Annotated in this window: 14 protein-coding genes; 5 read left to right on the top strand and 9 right to left on the bottom strand. The window is 44.7% G+C overall.

Annotation, left to right across the window (positions count from 1 at the left end):
* Position 1: 1 nt before the first annotated feature.
* The 5 genes from D4T97_RS11675 to D4T97_RS20520 all read left to right on the top strand — a co-directional run bounded on the left by D4T97_RS11675 (position 2) and on the right by D4T97_RS20520 (position 4,284).
* Positions 2-1,015, top strand: coding sequence for an ABC transporter ATP-binding protein (locus D4T97_RS11675; protein ID WP_126050878.1), 1,014 nt, complete (start codon positions 2-4; stop codon positions 1,013-1,015).
* The gene (locus D4T97_RS11670) at positions 993-1,967 is read left to right on the top strand and encodes an ABC transporter ATP-binding protein (protein WP_126050876.1); all 975 of its coding nucleotides are present in this window, start codon (positions 993-995) and stop codon (positions 1,965-1,967) included. The genes D4T97_RS11675 and D4T97_RS11670 overlap by 23 nt, the downstream gene beginning before the upstream one ends.
* A 48-nt stretch (positions 1,968-2,015) precedes the next feature.
* The gene (locus D4T97_RS11665) at positions 2,016-3,089 is read left to right on the top strand and encodes a M42 family metallopeptidase (protein WP_126050874.1); all 1,074 of its coding nucleotides are present in this window, start codon (positions 2,016-2,018) and stop codon (positions 3,087-3,089) included.
* 378 nt (positions 3,090-3,467) lie between these two features.
* Positions 3,468-3,947, top strand: a complete 480-nt coding sequence (locus D4T97_RS11660) for a C40 family peptidase (protein WP_126050872.1) — start codon at positions 3,468-3,470, stop codon at positions 3,945-3,947.
* 193 nt (positions 3,948-4,140) lie between these two features.
* A complete protein-coding gene (locus tag D4T97_RS20520; protein WP_164525552.1) occupies positions 4,141-4,284 on the top strand; it encodes a hypothetical protein in 144 nt (47 codons plus the stop codon).
* A gap of 143 nt (positions 4,285-4,427) precedes the next feature.
* On the opposite strand, the gene D4T97_RS11655 is transcribed toward D4T97_RS20520, so the two are convergent.
* The 9 genes from D4T97_RS11655 to D4T97_RS11615 all read right to left on the bottom strand — a co-directional run bounded on the left by D4T97_RS11655 (position 4,428) and on the right by D4T97_RS11615 (position 16,669).
* Positions 4,428-6,122 (bottom strand): DL-endopeptidase inhibitor IseA family protein, encoded by a 1,695-nt coding sequence (locus D4T97_RS11655; protein ID WP_126050870.1) that lies wholly within the window; start codon positions 6,120-6,122, stop codon positions 4,428-4,430.
* 60 nt (positions 6,123-6,182) lie between these two features.
* Positions 6,183-7,559, bottom strand: a complete 1,377-nt coding sequence (locus D4T97_RS11650; RefSeq protein ID WP_126050868.1) for a sensor histidine kinase — start codon at positions 7,557-7,559, stop codon at positions 6,183-6,185.
* Positions 7,556-8,263, bottom strand: coding sequence for a response regulator transcription factor (locus D4T97_RS11645; protein WP_126050866.1), 708 nt, complete (start codon positions 8,261-8,263; stop codon positions 7,556-7,558). The genes D4T97_RS11650 and D4T97_RS11645 overlap by 4 nt, the downstream gene beginning before the upstream one ends.
* A 137-nt stretch (positions 8,264-8,400) precedes the next feature.
* Positions 8,401-9,507, bottom strand: coding sequence for a Ger(x)C family spore germination protein (locus D4T97_RS11640; RefSeq protein WP_126050864.1), 1,107 nt, complete (start codon positions 9,505-9,507; stop codon positions 8,401-8,403).
* Entirely contained in the window at positions 9,504-10,601 is a 1,098-nt protein-coding gene (locus D4T97_RS11635; protein WP_126050862.1) for a GerAB/ArcD/ProY family transporter, read from the bottom strand. The genes D4T97_RS11640 and D4T97_RS11635 overlap by 4 nt, the downstream gene beginning before the upstream one ends.
* On the bottom strand, positions 10,598-11,968 hold the full coding sequence (locus D4T97_RS11630) for a spore germination protein (RefSeq protein WP_126050860.1): 1,371 nt from the start codon (positions 11,966-11,968) through the stop codon (positions 10,598-10,600). The genes D4T97_RS11635 and D4T97_RS11630 overlap by 4 nt, the downstream gene beginning before the upstream one ends.
* A 629-nt stretch (positions 11,969-12,597) precedes the next feature.
* Positions 12,598-14,460, bottom strand: coding sequence for a cytochrome c oxidase subunit I (ctaD, locus tag D4T97_RS11625; RefSeq protein ID WP_126050858.1), 1,863 nt, complete (start codon positions 14,458-14,460; stop codon positions 12,598-12,600).
* Positions 14,461-15,072: 612 nt separating this feature from the next.
* Positions 15,073-16,494, bottom strand: coding sequence for an amidase (locus tag D4T97_RS11620; protein WP_126050856.1), 1,422 nt, complete (start codon positions 16,492-16,494; stop codon positions 15,073-15,075).
* On the bottom strand, positions 16,487-16,669 hold the full coding sequence (locus D4T97_RS11615; protein ID WP_126050854.1) for a hypothetical protein: 183 nt from the start codon (positions 16,667-16,669) through the stop codon (positions 16,487-16,489). Before D4T97_RS11615 ends, D4T97_RS11620 begins: the two co-directional genes overlap by 8 nt.
* Between the last annotated feature and the right edge of the window lie 125 nt (positions 16,670-16,794).

Genomic DNA, 16,794 nt, shown 5'->3' with positions numbered 1-16,794 from the left:
GATGGGGCAATTGCTTGAAGTGAAGAATTTGTCAACCCAGTTCATGACGGAACGAGGGATAGCCCATGCTGTCAGATCAGTTAACTTTTCCATTAAGTCCGGTGAAACAATGGGTATCGTGGGAGAAAGCGGCAGCGGCAAAAGTGTGACGGCCAAGTCGATTATGAGATTGGTTGAAAGCCAGAGGGGAAAAATTTCTGCCGGAGAAATTCTATTTGAAGAAAATGATCTTGCCCGCTTGAAGGAAAAGCAGATGCAAAAAATCAGAGGAAATGATATTTCGATGATTTTTCAAGATCCGATGACTTCCCTGAATCCTTTGATTAAGGTAGGCGTACAAATTGCCGAGGTTCTAAGATTTCACAAAGGGATGACGAAGCAGCAGGCAAAAGAAGAGGCCGTCAGCATCATGAAGGATTTATCCATCCCTTCGCCGGAAAAGAGGTACCATCAGTACCCGCATGAATTCAGCGGCGGAATGTTGCAGCGTTTGATGATTGCCATCGCCCTTGCCTGCAAACCGAAATTATTGATTGCGGATGAGCCGACAACGGCACTCGATGTGACAATTCAGGCGCAAATCTTACGGTTGATGGAAGAACTGCAAGAGCAATATGGGATGGCCATTCTCATGATCACACATGATTTGGGTGTCGTGGCTGAAATTTGCGATACCGTATCGGTCATGTATGCCGGTGAAATCGTGGAAAGCACAAGTGTGGGGCATATTTTTGACAGCCCGCTCCATCCCTATACACAGGCACTGATGGAATCGAGGCCGAAGCTTGGCCAAAGACAGGAACAGCTGCAGCCGATTGAAGGCTCACCTCCGGATCTTACAAAAGAGATTAATGGGTGCCCTTTTGCCGCAAGGTGTAAGTTCAAAACAGAGCTTTGCGAGGTTGAAAAGCCTGTTTTACAAGAATTGGCGCCTTCACATTGGGTAGCGTGTCATGTGGCCGGACAGTTTAAAAAGGAAGGGGAGGAGCGCCATGTCGACGTTATTACAAGTTGAAGGTTTGAAAAAGTACTTCCCGGCAGGAAAAACAAATTTTATGGGAAAGCATACCCAGCTCCTGAAAGCTGTCGATAATATATCATTTGCCATTAAAGAGGGAGAAATATTCGGCCTGGTCGGAGAAAGCGGATGTGGTAAGTCGACCACTGGCAGGTGCATTTTAAGAATTGAGGAATCAACGGAAGGGCGCATGTTTTTCTCGGGAAAGGACATTACAGATATAAAAGGCAAGGAACTGCTTGATATCCGCCGAGAGATGCAGATGATTTTTCAAAATCCGTATTCGTCCCTTAACCCGCGGATGACGATTCGCCAAACGCTTGAAGAAGTATTAAAGGTTCACGGTATTGCAACCGGAAAAAAAGCGGAAGAGAGAATTGCGGAGCTGTTGGAGCAGGTTGGGCTGCCAAAGGATGCGATGGACCGCCATCCCCATGAATTCAGCGGCGGGCAGCTCCAAAGGATTGTCATCGCCCGGGCGTTGGCAGTCGAGCCAAAATTCATTTTTGCGGATGAACCGGTATCCGCTCTGGATGTGTCAGTTCAAGCCCAGATTTTAAACTTACTAGCATCGCTTCGGGAGGAATTAGGCTTGACCATATTGTTTGTGGCCCACGATTTGAGTGTGGTGGAGCATATCAGCGATCGGGTTGGCGTCATGTATTTAGGACAGATGGTTGAAATGGCGGACGTGGAGGAGCTATATGCAACGCCCCTGCATCCCTACACGCAAGCTTTGATTGATGCGATTCCAGTCAATCATCCGAAGGAAAAGAAAGACAGGGTAACATTGGAAGGAGATATTCCAAGTCCGCTCGATCCGCCAAGCGGCTGCCGTTTTGCTTCGCGCTGTTCGAAATGTTTTGCCCGTTGCACAGAGGAAGTGCCGGATTTCCGTGAGGTAAAACCGGGGCACTTCGTGGCATGTCACTTGTATGATGAGGCTTAGGGGGAAGGAAGCGCTTGTGAGATTAATAGTTTTGGAGGTAGGAAGAATATGAGTTCATTATCAGATTTATTGGTTCAATTTGATGCCATCCATGGTGTATCAGGTGATGAAGAACGCGTCGCCGATTGTTTGAAAGGACATTTGCAGCCAATTACGGATGACTATTTTGAGGATGCATTAGGGAATCAGGTCTTTGTAAAAAAAGGAGGCAACCCTGATTTTAAAATTATGCTGGCAGCTCATATGGACGAAATCGGCTATATTGTCCATAATATCGACGCTGATGGTTTCATTTACTTTTTGCCGGTTGGGTACCATGACAGCCGTACAGCTTTTAACCAGGTGTTGACGATCAATACGGAAAAAGGGCCGGTCACTGGAATCACAGGCGGAAAGCCAGCGCATATCGTTACGCCGGAAGAAGCGAAGATGGCTATCCCGTTGAACGAATTGTATATTGATGTCGGTACAACCAGCAAAGAAGAAACCCATGCATTGGGCGTTCAGATTGGTGATTACATCACATTTGAAAGGACCGGCCAATTCTTGAACGGAAGTAAAATTTTTACCGGAAAAGCGGTAGATAACCGTGCGGCTTGTGCGGTACTTGTTGAGGTTATGAGACGTTTAGCAGACAAGGACATTGCGGCAACGGTTTACGGTGTCGGAACGACACAGGAAGAAATGGGAATACGCGGATCTGAGCCGATCTCCGGCCAAATCCAGCCTGATATCGGACTCGCACTTGATGTGTGCTTATCCGGCGGGACACCGGCTCTCTCCGAAAAGGATATTCCAGTCACGCTTGGAGGTGGACCGGCAATCATGTTCTATGACTGGACACCTGACACTGGACACGGAAACAACGTACCGAAGAAATTAACCCGCAAACTCGTAGAAGTAGCGGAAAAGAACAGCATCCCGTATCAGCGGCAGGCCGTATTGAACGGTGGAACGGATGCATGGGCTATGAGCATCAGGGGAAAAGGTGCGATGGCCGGCTGCGTATCATTCCCATCCCGCTACATCCATTCAGCCACAGGCTGTGTTCACATGGATGACCTAGAGCATGCGGTGCAATTGGTTGTGGCGTTTATTGAGGACTTGCAGGAGAAAATATAAGGAAGGTTTGCGGAAAGGCGGGGACAAAGCTCCCGTCTTTTAATATGTGCTCTCTTGGACAGTATTTCGGTAAACCGGACAGTATTCTTAGAAGTTGGACAGTATTTCGGTAAACCGGATAGTATTCTCAGAAGTTGGACAGTATTTCAGTAATCCGGATAGTATTTCCTCAAAAGTAGAAGGGAAATGGAGATAAGGCCTCAGCAAGCTCATCGGAGCGGCCTAAAATTTAACTTCAAGCAGGCTACATGCCTTTTTTTCTCTTGACCCCATTTAACCTTTGTGTAACCATTTTTAAACAAATAGAAACCAATGGAATCCGGAAACCGAATATGATGTTCTTGTAGCAAAAATAAATCAAAGGAAAGCAGGGATTTCATGGAAGTCAGTTTGTCGGCAAAAAGGTCATCATTATTTGTCGCGATTGTCACGGCCTTGGCACTCTTATTCTCTTCAATGTTTGGCGTGAGTACAGATGCTGCCACTCAAACGAAAGGGGAGAAGGCCGCAGCCTACGCGCAAACGTTAAAAGGGAAGCCTTATAAATATGGCGGAACAACGCCAAAAGGGTTTGACGCATCCGGCTTTACGCAATATGTTTATTCGAAAAGCCTTAAGGTGAAGCTTCCGCGCACGAGTGCTGAGCAGTTTAAAAAGGGGCAAAGCGTCAAGTTGAAGGATCTTAAGGCAGGGGATCTGGTTTTCTATAAAACTAATGGAAAAACAGTTTCATTCGTAGGAATCTATATTGGTAAAAAGCAATTCATCGGAGCAACATCCAAAGGGGTCCGTGTTCAATCCATGGATCTGGATTATTGGAAAACAAAATATGTCGGTGCCAAAAGAATTGTAAAGTAAGTGCACAACGTTGAGCCGGCGCCCATCGAAGGAGTTCTTTGATTTTCTCGTATATGTGCTAGTTGCAGTCTCAATTTCAACGATTATTATTCTGTGGATATTCTTTCTGATACTTACCTTCTAATTGATTCCCCCGCGGTATAGCCAAAGGGGATTTTTTTACGGATTATATAGAAAATTGGAGGATTAACGAATGAACTATTGGACTTTGACCTTTTCCATCGCAGCAATCGTCAGTGGAATCTACGGCATCTATTCAGAAGGCTCTAAAACTAAGAGGAAAAAGAAGAAAGATGAACAACCGGATTTGACAGAACCGTCAAATGAAGCCATTTAATTGAAAAGGCGGAGGGTAACGAGGCGTTTCCCAGGATAATTGCGAATGTCGCGCATACCTAGGGTTAGGAGCGTACGGTCCCACAACTCCTGCAATCGTTAGAGACTCTATCAAAAAAGCTTCGCGCACGCGAAGCTTCCTCTCTAAAACGTCCCCAAATCCGACGAAATTCTCCAGCCATCCCTTGTCTTGGAAAAAACCACGTGGACATATTCATACGACAGGCTGTTTCCAAGCGGCACTTTTAAATCGAATTCCTTTTCAGTACCGTTGTCTTTTTTCCTGACGATGACTGCTTTTTCGTAATTTAAAAGTGAGCTGCCATCTGCGTTTGGCTGCGCCAATTTACCATCCTTTTCAATGAGGTTGGCACGCAGAATGTAAGAGCGGATGGCCGCAGGTGTGTATGAATCCGATAAAAATTCAAATAGCTTTTCTTTTGTATCCAGATCGGACCCCAAATAGCGGTATTCCATTTCATTTTTGGTGAACGTTTCGATGATTCCTTCGGGCATTTTTCCCCCGCTCGTGACATACGCATATTTGTCCGCCGCATCTTTCACTTGTTTCAAAATCAATTCGTTTTCTAAGTTAGAAACGGCAGGATAGGCATTTCCCGGCCGCACATTGGCAATCATTTTATCCACGAGGGCATAGCTTTTTTCATAGATGGCTCCGCCGGCAGGCACCGCATCAGCCTTTCGGGCAAAGTAAACAAACTGTTCTGACTCTGCTATTCTTTCAAGCTCGGAATCATCTTCTGGCATATACATATCTTTTGAATAGATTTCAATGGTAAAAAGCTTTTTCTTCTCGTCACCGGCTGACACAAATACTGATGCTTCATAGCCGGTCATATCTGATGGGCTTTCTTCCACCGTAATGTAGGAAGCAATCTCCCTGGGGATTTCCATCGTTATCCCTGCATCCCGAAGTTCCAGTGACAGGTTCCGATTTCCTTCCAAAGTAATGGCCCGTTCAATTTTTTCCCGGAGTTCCACGAATTGATTGTAGCTTGGGACAACCATGTTAAAGGACATCCCTTCGTCAACCGCTGCAAGGGCCTGCTCAGGAAGATTCGCCTTCAAAAGGGCATCGGCCTGGTAGTACCAATAATAGGATGCATCAGGCACCGCGGCTGTTCGGCGTTTATAATAATTGACGACTTCGGGAAAATAAGAAGGGTAGTGGTTCTTGTCGGACTGAAGCGTCTTTCCTTTCCATTCCAATAAGTCGATGTCGTAAATATCATTTCCGTCCTTTTTCCATATGGCGAGTCGGGCTTTCGGGTCATTCCCTATGTGAATCAAGTCAAGTTCATGGTAGTTCACCTTTGTCACAAGATCCATTCCGTCTTTTCTCCAAGTGAAAATTTCAAGAGTACTGCCGGCAGTATTTCCTATTTTCCATCCGACCAACAATTCATTTTTTCCGTCACCGGTAATATCGGATGCGCTTGCCCAACTGATTTCATAGCCTACACCTGTTTTGGCAAAAACTTTCTCCCATAGATCGCCGGCTTTTTTCAGTACAAATATGCCGACGGGACCTGAGCTGTTTTTGGATTGATAAAAAACAACGGCCTCATCATGGCCATCTTCGTCAAAGTCGGCCATCAGGACAGCTTCGGAATGAACCGGGGAATTGGGTGCCGTCAAAACTGTCCCTTTCGGCAAATATTTCTTTGCTACCCCAATCATATTTTTACTGTCCGAAGCCTTGGCATTTGCCTGCTTGGGTGCTTGAATCAGGCTGCCTGGTTCAGGAAGGATATTGCATCCGGCTGTCGAAAAAGTGGCGGCCGCCAGAAAAATGAATAAAACATAGAATTTTTTCATAGGCCCCTCCAATGATCTTTTACCAAACTATAACGTTTTGACTAGGAAAAAGGGTTAAATTTAGGTAACAGGCAAGGTGATTTCAACAGTTGTTCCTTGTCCTTCGGCACTTGTTAATTGAAGCGATCCGCTATGCCCCTTAACGATTTCCTCACAGATAGCAAGCCCGAGCCCTGTGCCTGACCCTTTTGCTTTCCCTCTGGCGAACTTGTCCTTGATGAAATCTAATTGGTCGACCGGAATGCCGATGCCCGTATCCGAGATTTGTATGATTGCTTCAGTTTTAAGTTTTTCGACGGAAACGGTGATACATCCATTAGGCGGCGTGAACTTAAGCGCGTTGTCCAGCAAATTGATGAATACTTGGATCAGCCTGTTTTTATCAGCTTTGATCTCGATAACGGGTTCCTTCAATTGTGCCGTGAGCTGTACGCCCTGTCTTTGGGCCCTGGGTTGCAGCTGCTGAACGACCTCCTGAGCGAGAACCGCCAGGTTCACTTCATCGAATGTGAATGAAATTCTTCCACTGGATAGACTTGAAAAATCAAGCAGGTCTCCGAGAAGACGCGACAAGCGTTCACTTTCATTTTTGATTACCTCGAGTCCTTCGCGGAACAGATCATCTTTCGCCATGGAGTGCAAGGTGATGGCCCATCCCTTGACTGATGTCAGCGGGGTGCGGAGATCGTGGCTGACAGAGGCAATGAATTCATTTTTCAATTTTTCGTGTTCCTGGACTTGGCTTGCCATGTAGTTCAGTGTGTCAGCCAGCCGTCCCAATTCATCATCCTTGTCTTTGGGAACTCTGGTTGAGAATTGTCCGGAAGCCATTTGTTCTGCGGCGGTGATCATTTGCCCGATCGGCTTGATGATTGTTCCAGCAAGGAAAAAGCTGATTAATGCGGCAAAAATAATAACGATGCCGCCAATAGCCAGGAGAATCAGTGCATTTTCAGTGAAGACTGCATTGACGGGTACAAGTGATGTCGTAAATCTAATGGCTCCTATAACCTCGCCGCCGGATTCCAAGGGACTGGTCACGGACATGATTTTCTCCCCGTCAACCTTTCCAGTCCAATAGCCAAGGGAGCCGGCAAGCCCATCTTGCACATCGTTTTCCTGTGAAATATTTTTCAAGTCAGTTTTGTGGGATTCGGCCAGAACGTTCCCTTTCATATCGATAAGCTGCACCTGGGCGTTCACATGAAAGTTGTATTGCGACAATAGCTGGGCAGCTTCGCTTTTCAATTTTCCTTCGATGAATTCCTGTTCGTAAAAAGAGGAAAACATGGTTCCCTGATCGCGTAGTGTCTGTTTGACACCTTCCTTGTAATACATCATCAATGCCGATAAGATGATCGTCTCAAACAAGACGACAGTGAGAGTGATGAGGAGCAAATAGCTCCATACAAGCCTTCTTTTAATACCTCGTTTCATTTCGCGTCCTCATCATGGAAAAAGGAATATCCAAATCCCCATATGGTTTTAAGATATTCTGGATTGGAAGGGTCATCCTCGATTTTCTCTCTTAATCTGCGAATATGTACATCTACTGTTTTCGGGTCGCCGAAATAGTTCAATCCCCAAATCTCGTCCAAAAGCTGGTCTCTTGTGATCGGTTCGTTGAGCTTTTCTGTAAACAGCTTGATCATTTGAAATTCTCTGTTCGTTACTTTGATCTGTTTCCCGGATTTATAAATTCTTTGGGTTCGGAGTTCGATTACGAAGGGTCCCGTCTTGATGACATCCGGGTCGGGTTGTTTGGTAGTACTGCTGAGCCTTCTTAGGACCGAGCGGACCCTTGCCACGAGTTCGAGCGGATTGAATGGTTTCACTATATAATCGTCAGCTCCAAGCTCCAGCCCCATAATTTTTTCCATATCCCGTCCTCTTGCAGAAACAATGATAATTGGAATTCCTGGGTGATTCTCAGAAACTTGCGCGCATAAATCGAGCCCGTCCATATCCGGCAGGGTCAAATCTAATAAAATAAGCGAAGGGCCATGCTCTTTTATCAAGGACAATGCATGTTTCCCTTCACCTGTCTCAATCACGTCAAAGTTGGAACGTTGCAAATTAAAGCCGATCAATTTGCGGATTGCCAATTCATCTTCCACAATTAAAATTATCCCTTCGCTCATCGCCCAGCCCCCTTGTCATATATCGTTTATTACATTATACAGCCAGAAGGCATGGGCATGATAGAAAATTTTGAAATTGGGGGGGCGGACCCCCAGTGAGGTAACGCGTTAAACTGATGGGGGTCTGGCCAACAAGTTTACTCTACCGTTCCGGTACTCCTTATTTTTGCATCTACAGTTACATCAAAGACCAGATTTGGATACATTTCCTTCCATTCGTTTATTCTTTTACCGTTGCTTATCCTTGTCGCTTTATAACGCAGGCCGAAGCCCAATGGATCCACGTTTTCTTCCTGCAGAAATTTCAAAAACTTCAAAGACTCTTTTTTAGTATGCTGTGCAGTGAGTCTGCTGTATGTGTTCAAGTCTTTTGGGTCCATTTTGAATTTAGACTCTTCAACAATACCGGTAACCCTAATCTTCATTTTTAAGACGGGCGGCTTTTTGGGGGAAGTGATGATCTTGTATTTGACCTTCGCCGATTCCACTGACATGGTGAACTCCTCATCCTTCTTTTTTACCTCTATGTCCAGTTTGTTTGAACGATTTGCCATTAAATTGAAGATTTTTGTATGTTTAGAGGTAAGTTTCACTGGTTTCTTACCAGGCGTAAAAACATAAGCCTGGTTGACCATCAGTTTTGAGCGGTCTTTATTTGTTCTAATAATAGGAATAGTAGGTTCGATGCCACTCTCCACAATTTTCCTCCTCGTATCAAAAAGAAAGGTTGATACGATATAGGAACTTTCAACACCGTTGCCAGAGAAAAGGTTTGTAAGGACAGTTGACCCAGCCATTTCCGATTTAGGCTCGACTTTTAACACTTCTTCGGCGGAAGGGTCTCCTATCGCCACCCATGAAATCATTTGGATATCTCTTCTTCTTATGAAAAAATCCAATGCCTCCCTGATGTCCTTCTCTAAAATTTTATGGTCGAAAACGAGCACCTTTGTATGACCGAAATCCAGTTCCTTGTCCACGTGGGTCTTCAAAAAGCGAATCGCACCGGCCAGGGTAGAGTCCTCTCTGGATAAATAAGTGTAGGAGGTCCCTGCCTCTTTTAAAGAGCCTGAAGGGACAGCCAGCTTTAAAGTAACTTTAAACGGTTTCTCTTCATTGCCGGAGTGGTCGACACCGATGGCCTGCACAAAAATGCGTTTATCGATATCTTTAAAGCCGCAACTGGACAAGAAAAGACAGATGATACAGGCCGCAATTATTTTATAAAAACGGTTCCGGTTCATGATTTTGCCCTCCTTTTAATAATCCAGAAGCTGAAAAAGAAAAGAGGAGTCATCGCCGGGATCAAATTATAAAAATACCTTGAATATAAAAGAAGGGTGTATTCCGAGAGAGTCTTAACCAATATTAGAGTGATGATCCAAAATATTACGAGATACAGATAGGGAGTCAGGTTGTTTTTTTTCCACTCAAACTTTTTGAACCAGATCATATTCTTGCACGTCTCAATTGCGACATGCCAATGTATTAGGAGGTTCAAAAAAGAAATGGCCAAAAATAACGGCAGAAACAGGTATAGCACACGCTCAATAATCCCGAACTCCATTCGCAGTGTGTCGCTTGCTGAGATGGCGGGATACACAAGATGATCGATCTTCTGAAACCCGTTCAATCCTATCGGGGCAAGGTACAGGGTTGCCAGCACAAAGGTCCCGACTACGCCGACAAAACACATTTGCTTCCACGTTACGCGGATTTTGGTATGTGTAAATACCCGATTGAAAATGATCATGTTTGATGAGCCGGCAAATACGAAGGAGGCAGCCGAGAAGGCACTGTAATCGGGGAGATGATTAAAATGCATGATAGCCTCCCTGACAAAATCCCATTCGAACTGGTCGTTTGAAAAGGCCTTGTATACGATAAAGAGAACAAGTGGCAACGATAATATAAGCACATTTTCTACCGTATATATGACACTTTTCGTATTCATCAAAATTCCGAAAGAAACGATGATTAAAAAGCTGGAAGCAATCCAGGTGATGGGCATGTCCGGTGTCAAAAATCGCTTGAGCATGAAAGAATAGGTGATTAATGTCATGAGTCCTGCTGCAAACCAGACGCAGGCAATCAACACAGTTAATGGCCAGTACATCCAAGAAGGGGCATGCTCTTTCAGCAATGCAGGGAAGTCCTTGCCTGGAAATTGATTGAAAAATTTGCCGTTTATGTAAAGAAGGATCAAACCGAAAATGATAGACAGAAGAATGGATGTTACTGTACCAGCCATTCTGTGGTCCATAAGAATTTTCGAAACAGCGGATATCATATTTGCGGCCATATTGACAAATATCAAGTAGTACAAAAAGCGGTTCATGTTTCGTTCCTCTTGATCTCTTCTTTGCGACCTTTGAAGAAAAATTTCAAATAAGGCTCTCCAAAGCTCCTCTTGTTTGTCAAATACATAATAAAGCCGATGAGGCTTAGCATCAGTCCAGCCATTCCCGAGACGGTGGAAAAAAAGAGGATGACATATCTGAACACCCTTATGGCCAGGCTCATCTCATTAATGGGAATGACAAAGGTGGAAATGGCTACCGCAGAAACAATAATAATCATAACATTGGAAGACAAGGCAGCTTCAGTAGCCGCGGTACCCAAAATAAGGCCCCCTACAGTGGTGGCTGTTGCACTCACAGCTTTTGGGAGGCGGATGCTCGCTTCAGTTAAAAGTTCCATCACAAATAGCATGAACAGAACTTCAATATATGAAGGATAGGGTACCCCGATCCGGCTGCCCGCAATTGACAGCGCCAGCTCCGTGCGGAAGACATCAGGATTATAGGAGATGACAGCAACATATAACCCCGGCAGAATTAAACAAATGAAAAGGCCAATATACCTGAGCATGATGGCGAATTTGGCTACCCAATAGGTATGATAGCTGTCTTCGATGGAAGTCATGAAATCAAAAAAGACAGCTGGAGCGATTATGGCGTTTGAATCGCCATCCAGAAGCAGGACGGCTTTTCCGCCTGCTATATTATAGACGATGCGGTCCGTTCTTTCGGTCATCATCATATTGGGAAATAAGGAGAACCTTTTATTGTTGATAAGGAAAAGAAGCTCCGATGTCGATTGGACGATGTCCCTGTCCAGGGAGTCAATCCTTTGCTTCACTTTTTCAAGCACATTCTGGTGCACACCATCCTGGTCATAAATAAGTGCAAGTGATTGGTTCGATTTTTTTCCAATGGTGAACATTTCGATGGTGAGGGATGGCTGGTGATAGCGCTGTCTGATCAAGTTCAGATTCGTCATGAGGGCTTCGCTCAAAGCATACTGCGGGCCTTGAATCGTAGGCTCAATATTGCTTTCGAGAACATTATCATTACTCACCAGATTAAAATCAAACAGGAGCAGAGAGTCGTTGATGTGAATCAAAACGCTGCCTTTTGTAAGCTCCAGCAAAATTTGCTCCTTTGACTCAATATCCATCTGATTAGGAAGAGAAGAAAAATAGGCCTCCAAATCTTCAATAGAAGACATCTCGAAAAAAGGTTTGATGATGCTCTCTTGAAGCCTTTGTCCGTCTACGACTGTTTTAATATATAAAAGCATGATTCTTTTATTGTGGATTTTAAGCGGTTTATGTACAAAATCAAAGGATTTGAGTCTACTCTCCACCCACTCGATCGTTTCTGAAGAAGACTGGACGCTCGGAATTGGAATTTTTTTGCGCATATAAAAAGCTCCTTAAAACGAGACTTTTCTTGAATTTGTGCAAGTTATGACATGGAATTGCTATATTACGGGTAACCACGTGAACTCGTCTGATTTTATCTTGTCTCGAATGGAGTTGTTATATGCAAGAAGGAAGAGTAAATCGAGTGAATAAGCCGTTGATCCAGGGCCCGGTACTCCGTATAGGCGTACAGATCTAAAAGAAAAAATAATATTGTCCTTTGATTTCCGTTCCAGGTGGACGCTTTTGCGCGGTCTTGCTTGAGTCTCCTCGGCGCTTCGCGTCCTGCAGGGTCCCAAGGCTCATGTTACTCGCGCAGGACCCAGAAAAGCAACTTCGACAAGCATTTTCGAGTTGCCGCCTGCAACTGCAATCAATGAACCGGGTTTTCAGGATTGTACATTGTATGTTGCTTCGGGTCTTTGCTAGATGAATAATATTTATTTTAACCTGCTTAGCAACAAGGGATTCATCCTATATTACCGATGAATTGAGCAAATAGCATTGCTTCGTCCCTTCATTTAGACGATTCCTTAAATATAAAAAAAACAAAGGTCTGTCACAGAAAATCAGTTTTCACTGTACAGATTTTCTGGTCAGACCCTTGGGAGCTTATTTTACAATCGCTTTAAGCTTGTCCTTTTTCACTTCCCATCAATTCTGCTTTAGGAATATGATAGCCATGGTCGTCTTTCAAGGAACGTGTAAGCATGGAGCCGAAAACAATTACCAGTCCGAAAATCAATACCGGGATTCCCCATGCATGCTCCTGATGGTAGATCACTCCGAAGGAAGCAATAAAGAAACCGAGTGAGATGATAAATGGAATGATGGATCCGTTTGGCATATGAATATCAGTAATTGGTTCAGCCGGCGTCAACTCCGTTCTTCCATCCATTTTTTCCAGCCAGAAAGCATCGAGTCCGCGGACTAACGGAAGCTGTTTGAAGTTGTAAAATGGCGGAGGTGAAGCAATAGCCCACTCGAGTGTGCGCCCGTCCCCCCACGGATCGTTTGCAACAGCTTCTCGTTTGGCAGCACTCATTACAATATTAATTAATAATACTACTACCGCGACTGCCATCAGTACAGAACCGATGGTGCTTATGAAGTTTCCTGTGTTCAATCCCTGGCCATCAAGGAAAGTGAAAATCCTTCGCGGCATACCCATCAATCCAAGCCAATGCTGGATCAAGAATGTCAAATGGAATCCAATAACAAACAATGCCCATGTGATTTTCCCTAAAGTTTCATTCAGCATTCTTCCAAATATTTTTGGCCAGTAGAAGTGTACGGCTGCAAAGATACCTAATACGACTCCGCCTACGATTACATAGTGGAAGTGGGCAACGACAAAGTATGTATCATGGTACTGATAATCCGCCGGTACAGTAGCTACCATGATTCCAGTTACCCCGCCCATGACGAATGTTGGAATAAATGCAACAGCATAAAGCATGGGGGTGGTGAACTTTATACTTCCTCCCCACATGGTAAAAAGCCAGTTGAAAATTTTGATACCAGTCGGTACTGCGATTGCCATTGTAGCTACAGCAAAGATCGCATTTGCGATATTACCAAGCCCGACTGTGAACATATGGTGGGCCCAGACCATAAAACCAAGGAATGCAATCAATACAGTAGCAAATACCATTGATGAATAGCCAAACAGCCTTTTTCTCGAAAAAACCGGGATGATTTCATTGAAAATGCCGAATGTCGGCAAGATTAGGATGTACACTTCCGGGTGTCCAAAGATCCAGAAGAAGTGTTCCCAAATAATTGTGTTTCCTCCAGCTGCAACGTTGAAGAAATTGGCCCCGAACATCCTGTCAAAGGTCAACAGGAACAAGGCAACAGTTAGCGGAGGGAAGGCGAATAAGATCATGGCTGATGTGACGAATGTCGTCCAAGAGAACAAAGGCATTCTTAAATAAGACATTCCAGGCGCACGCATGTTGATGATTGTGACAAGGAAGTTGATTCCCCCCATGAGTGTCCCAAACCCGGAAATCTGGATTCCGGTTACATAGAAGTCTATGCCATGGCTGGTGGAATTCATCGCAAGTGAAGCGTAGGAAGTCCAACCTGCGTCAGGTGCACCCCCAAGCAGCCAGGATGCGTTTACAAGCAGTCCCCCAAAGACAAACAGCCAAAGACCCAGGGCATTCAAAAATGGGAAGGCAACATCCCGGGCTCCAATCTGAAGAGGCATAATTGAATTCATTAAACCTATCAAAATCGGCATGGCCGCGAAGAAAATCATCGTCGTTCCATGCATCGTAAGCATTTCATTATACGTACCGGCGCTCACAAAGTCATTATTTGGCACTGCGAGCTGGATACGGATGATCATGGCTTCGATTCCGCCCAGAAGAAAGAAGAAGAACCCTGCGGAAAAATATAAAACACCAATTTTTTTATGGTCCACAGTTGTCAAATAATTCCAAACAGTAGCTCCGAAGCTCCTTTTTTGAGCAATCGTACTCACTACTAAAACCTCCCTTAAAAATACATATTCATTATTTTTATTCCATCAAATAAGCAGTCAGAGTTTCATCATTCAATCCTCGCTTTCATAAAATATTTAGTAGTTGCAAGGACAGGGTGTTTGTAAGTTTTTTTAAAAAAATGAAAGAACCCCAAACTAAATGACTGCCTATATAGGCCATGCAGTAAATAGAATGGTCAAATTCCAAAAGGAATAAACAAAAGATGAGTTTTAGAGAAATGATTATTGATTTACTTTACCCAGCAGGTCCCGATGAAAATTAACCAACATTCAATATCATGGCTAAAATAATTATTGGTATTCCCATATTTCGTAAAAAATGGAATTGAAAGCAACAATCGTTCACATGGGCATGATGCGACTAAACATTTGTTAAATGAAGGGTGATGTTATGGCCCTTAAATGATAGAAAGAGTAAGGAGGGAAGTGATGTTGTTGTTGAAGCTGGAGCTGCCTAGGCCTAGGAGCCGAGCAGGGCGGGGCATTTGGGAAAATCGCTCGATACGGTGTAAAAATAATTATAAAATAAAAAAAGGCACTTCAAAAAATGAAGTGCCTTTTAATAATGCTTTCTTTTACGTTATTGTTCCCTTATTTCACAGGGCTTCCGACTTCCGCTTTTCTTCCTTTTAACGGATTGGTCTGCTCGAAAGCATAGCCTGCGTTTAAGACAGTGCTCTCGCTGAATGCCGGGCCGATGATCTGCAATCCGACCGGCATGTCGTCTTTAAGTCCGCATGGGACTGTCATTGCAGGTAGTCCCGCAAGGTTGCATGGCCCCATGAAGCGGATGAAGTTGTCAATGAGGTCTACTTGTTTTCCGTTCAGGTCAGCGAAGTCGCTTCCGATATCAGGCGACATGACCGGGAGTGTCGGCGCCATCAGGACATCCACTTTCTCGAAAGCTTTCTTGAAGTCTTGCTTCAGCTGGCGGCGTAGCTGCTGGGCCTGCAAGTAATCGACAGATGAGAAGAGCTCTCCAAGCTCAAAAAGCAGGCGGATATCGTCACCGAAATCGTCCGGGCGCTTTTGCAAGTCGCGATGGTGGATTGCCGACGCTTCCGAGAGGGAAGTGACGAGCTCTGCATACTCGGAATACTGCAGGGCGGGTATTTCAACAGTCTCAACTTTCGCCCCTTGGCTTTCAAGCGTCTTGATGGCTTGTCTGACAAGTTTTTCAACGTCAGAGTCCACATCTTTGAAGTAGTATTCTTCGTTAATACCGATGACAAGGTCTTTTACATCCCCGGTCAGCTTGGACGTGTATTTCTCCGTCGGAGCATTGGCGGACGTCGGGTCATTCGGATCGTAGCCTGCGATTACCTCCAACAGGCCGGCCGCATCTTTTACAGTTTTTGTCATCGGTCCGATATGGTCGAGTGACCAGGCGAGCGGATAGCAGCCATATTTACTGACCCGGCCAAACGTTGGCTTGAGCCCGACGATTCCGCAGGAAGACGATGGAATCCGGATAGATCCCGCGGTATCTGTTCCAAGCGTTGCTACCGTCATGTCCGCAGCTACCCCCGCACCAGAACCTCCACTCGATCCGCCTGGGATTTTTTCAAGATTCCATGGGTTCCTGACTGCTCCGAAATGCGGGCTGTTATTCGTAATTCCCCATGCATATTCATGCATGTTCAGTTTTCCGGTGAAAACGATGCCGGCTTCCCTCATTTTGGAAATGACGGTTGCGTCATAATCGGAAACGAATTCTCCATGGATTTTGGAGCACATCGTTGTTACTTCATCTTTGAAATAGATGTTATCTTTTATGGCCATCGGAATGCCGTGATACATTCCTTTATAGTTTCCGGATGCAATCTCCTTGTCTGCCTGTTCCGCTTCCTTTTCCGCTTTTTCGCGTCTGAAGCTGACGTAGGCATTGATTGTATCGTTGAGGGCTTCGGCATGGTCAAGTACTGCTTTTGTCAATTCAAGCGATGACACTTCTTTCTTCTCTAAAAGCGGCGCCAATTCATCCACTGATTTTGTAATGAGTTCTTTACTCAATGTGGTCACCTCCAGGAGTATTGCGAAGACTTATGTCAGCATCATCAAGATTTGCACTGTCAATTTTCTCCTTCAAAGCCTGAATTGCGTCCCATCGGGTCTGAAGCAGGGGAAGATGTCCGTCTTTTACAGTGATACCCTTATCCTCCAACTTTTCTTGAATTGTTAACTTCAACCTGAATCCTCTCCTTTTTTAAAATAAGTAGAAACGGATTGAAACTTATGTGACAAAGCAGTGCTGCTTGAGCCCTCCTTTCGCTTAAAAAATATTGCAAGTTTCGTGCCAAGCCAAAAGCCGAT

It is taken from the genome of Siminovitchia acidinfaciens, from assembly GCF_003605385.1.
GTDB classification, from domain to species: domain Bacteria; phylum Bacillota; class Bacilli; order Bacillales; family Bacillaceae_C; genus Siminovitchia; species Siminovitchia acidinfaciens.
The sequence above is the reverse complement of the archived record's forward strand: the minus strand, read 5'-3'. Positions and strand labels throughout refer to the sequence as shown.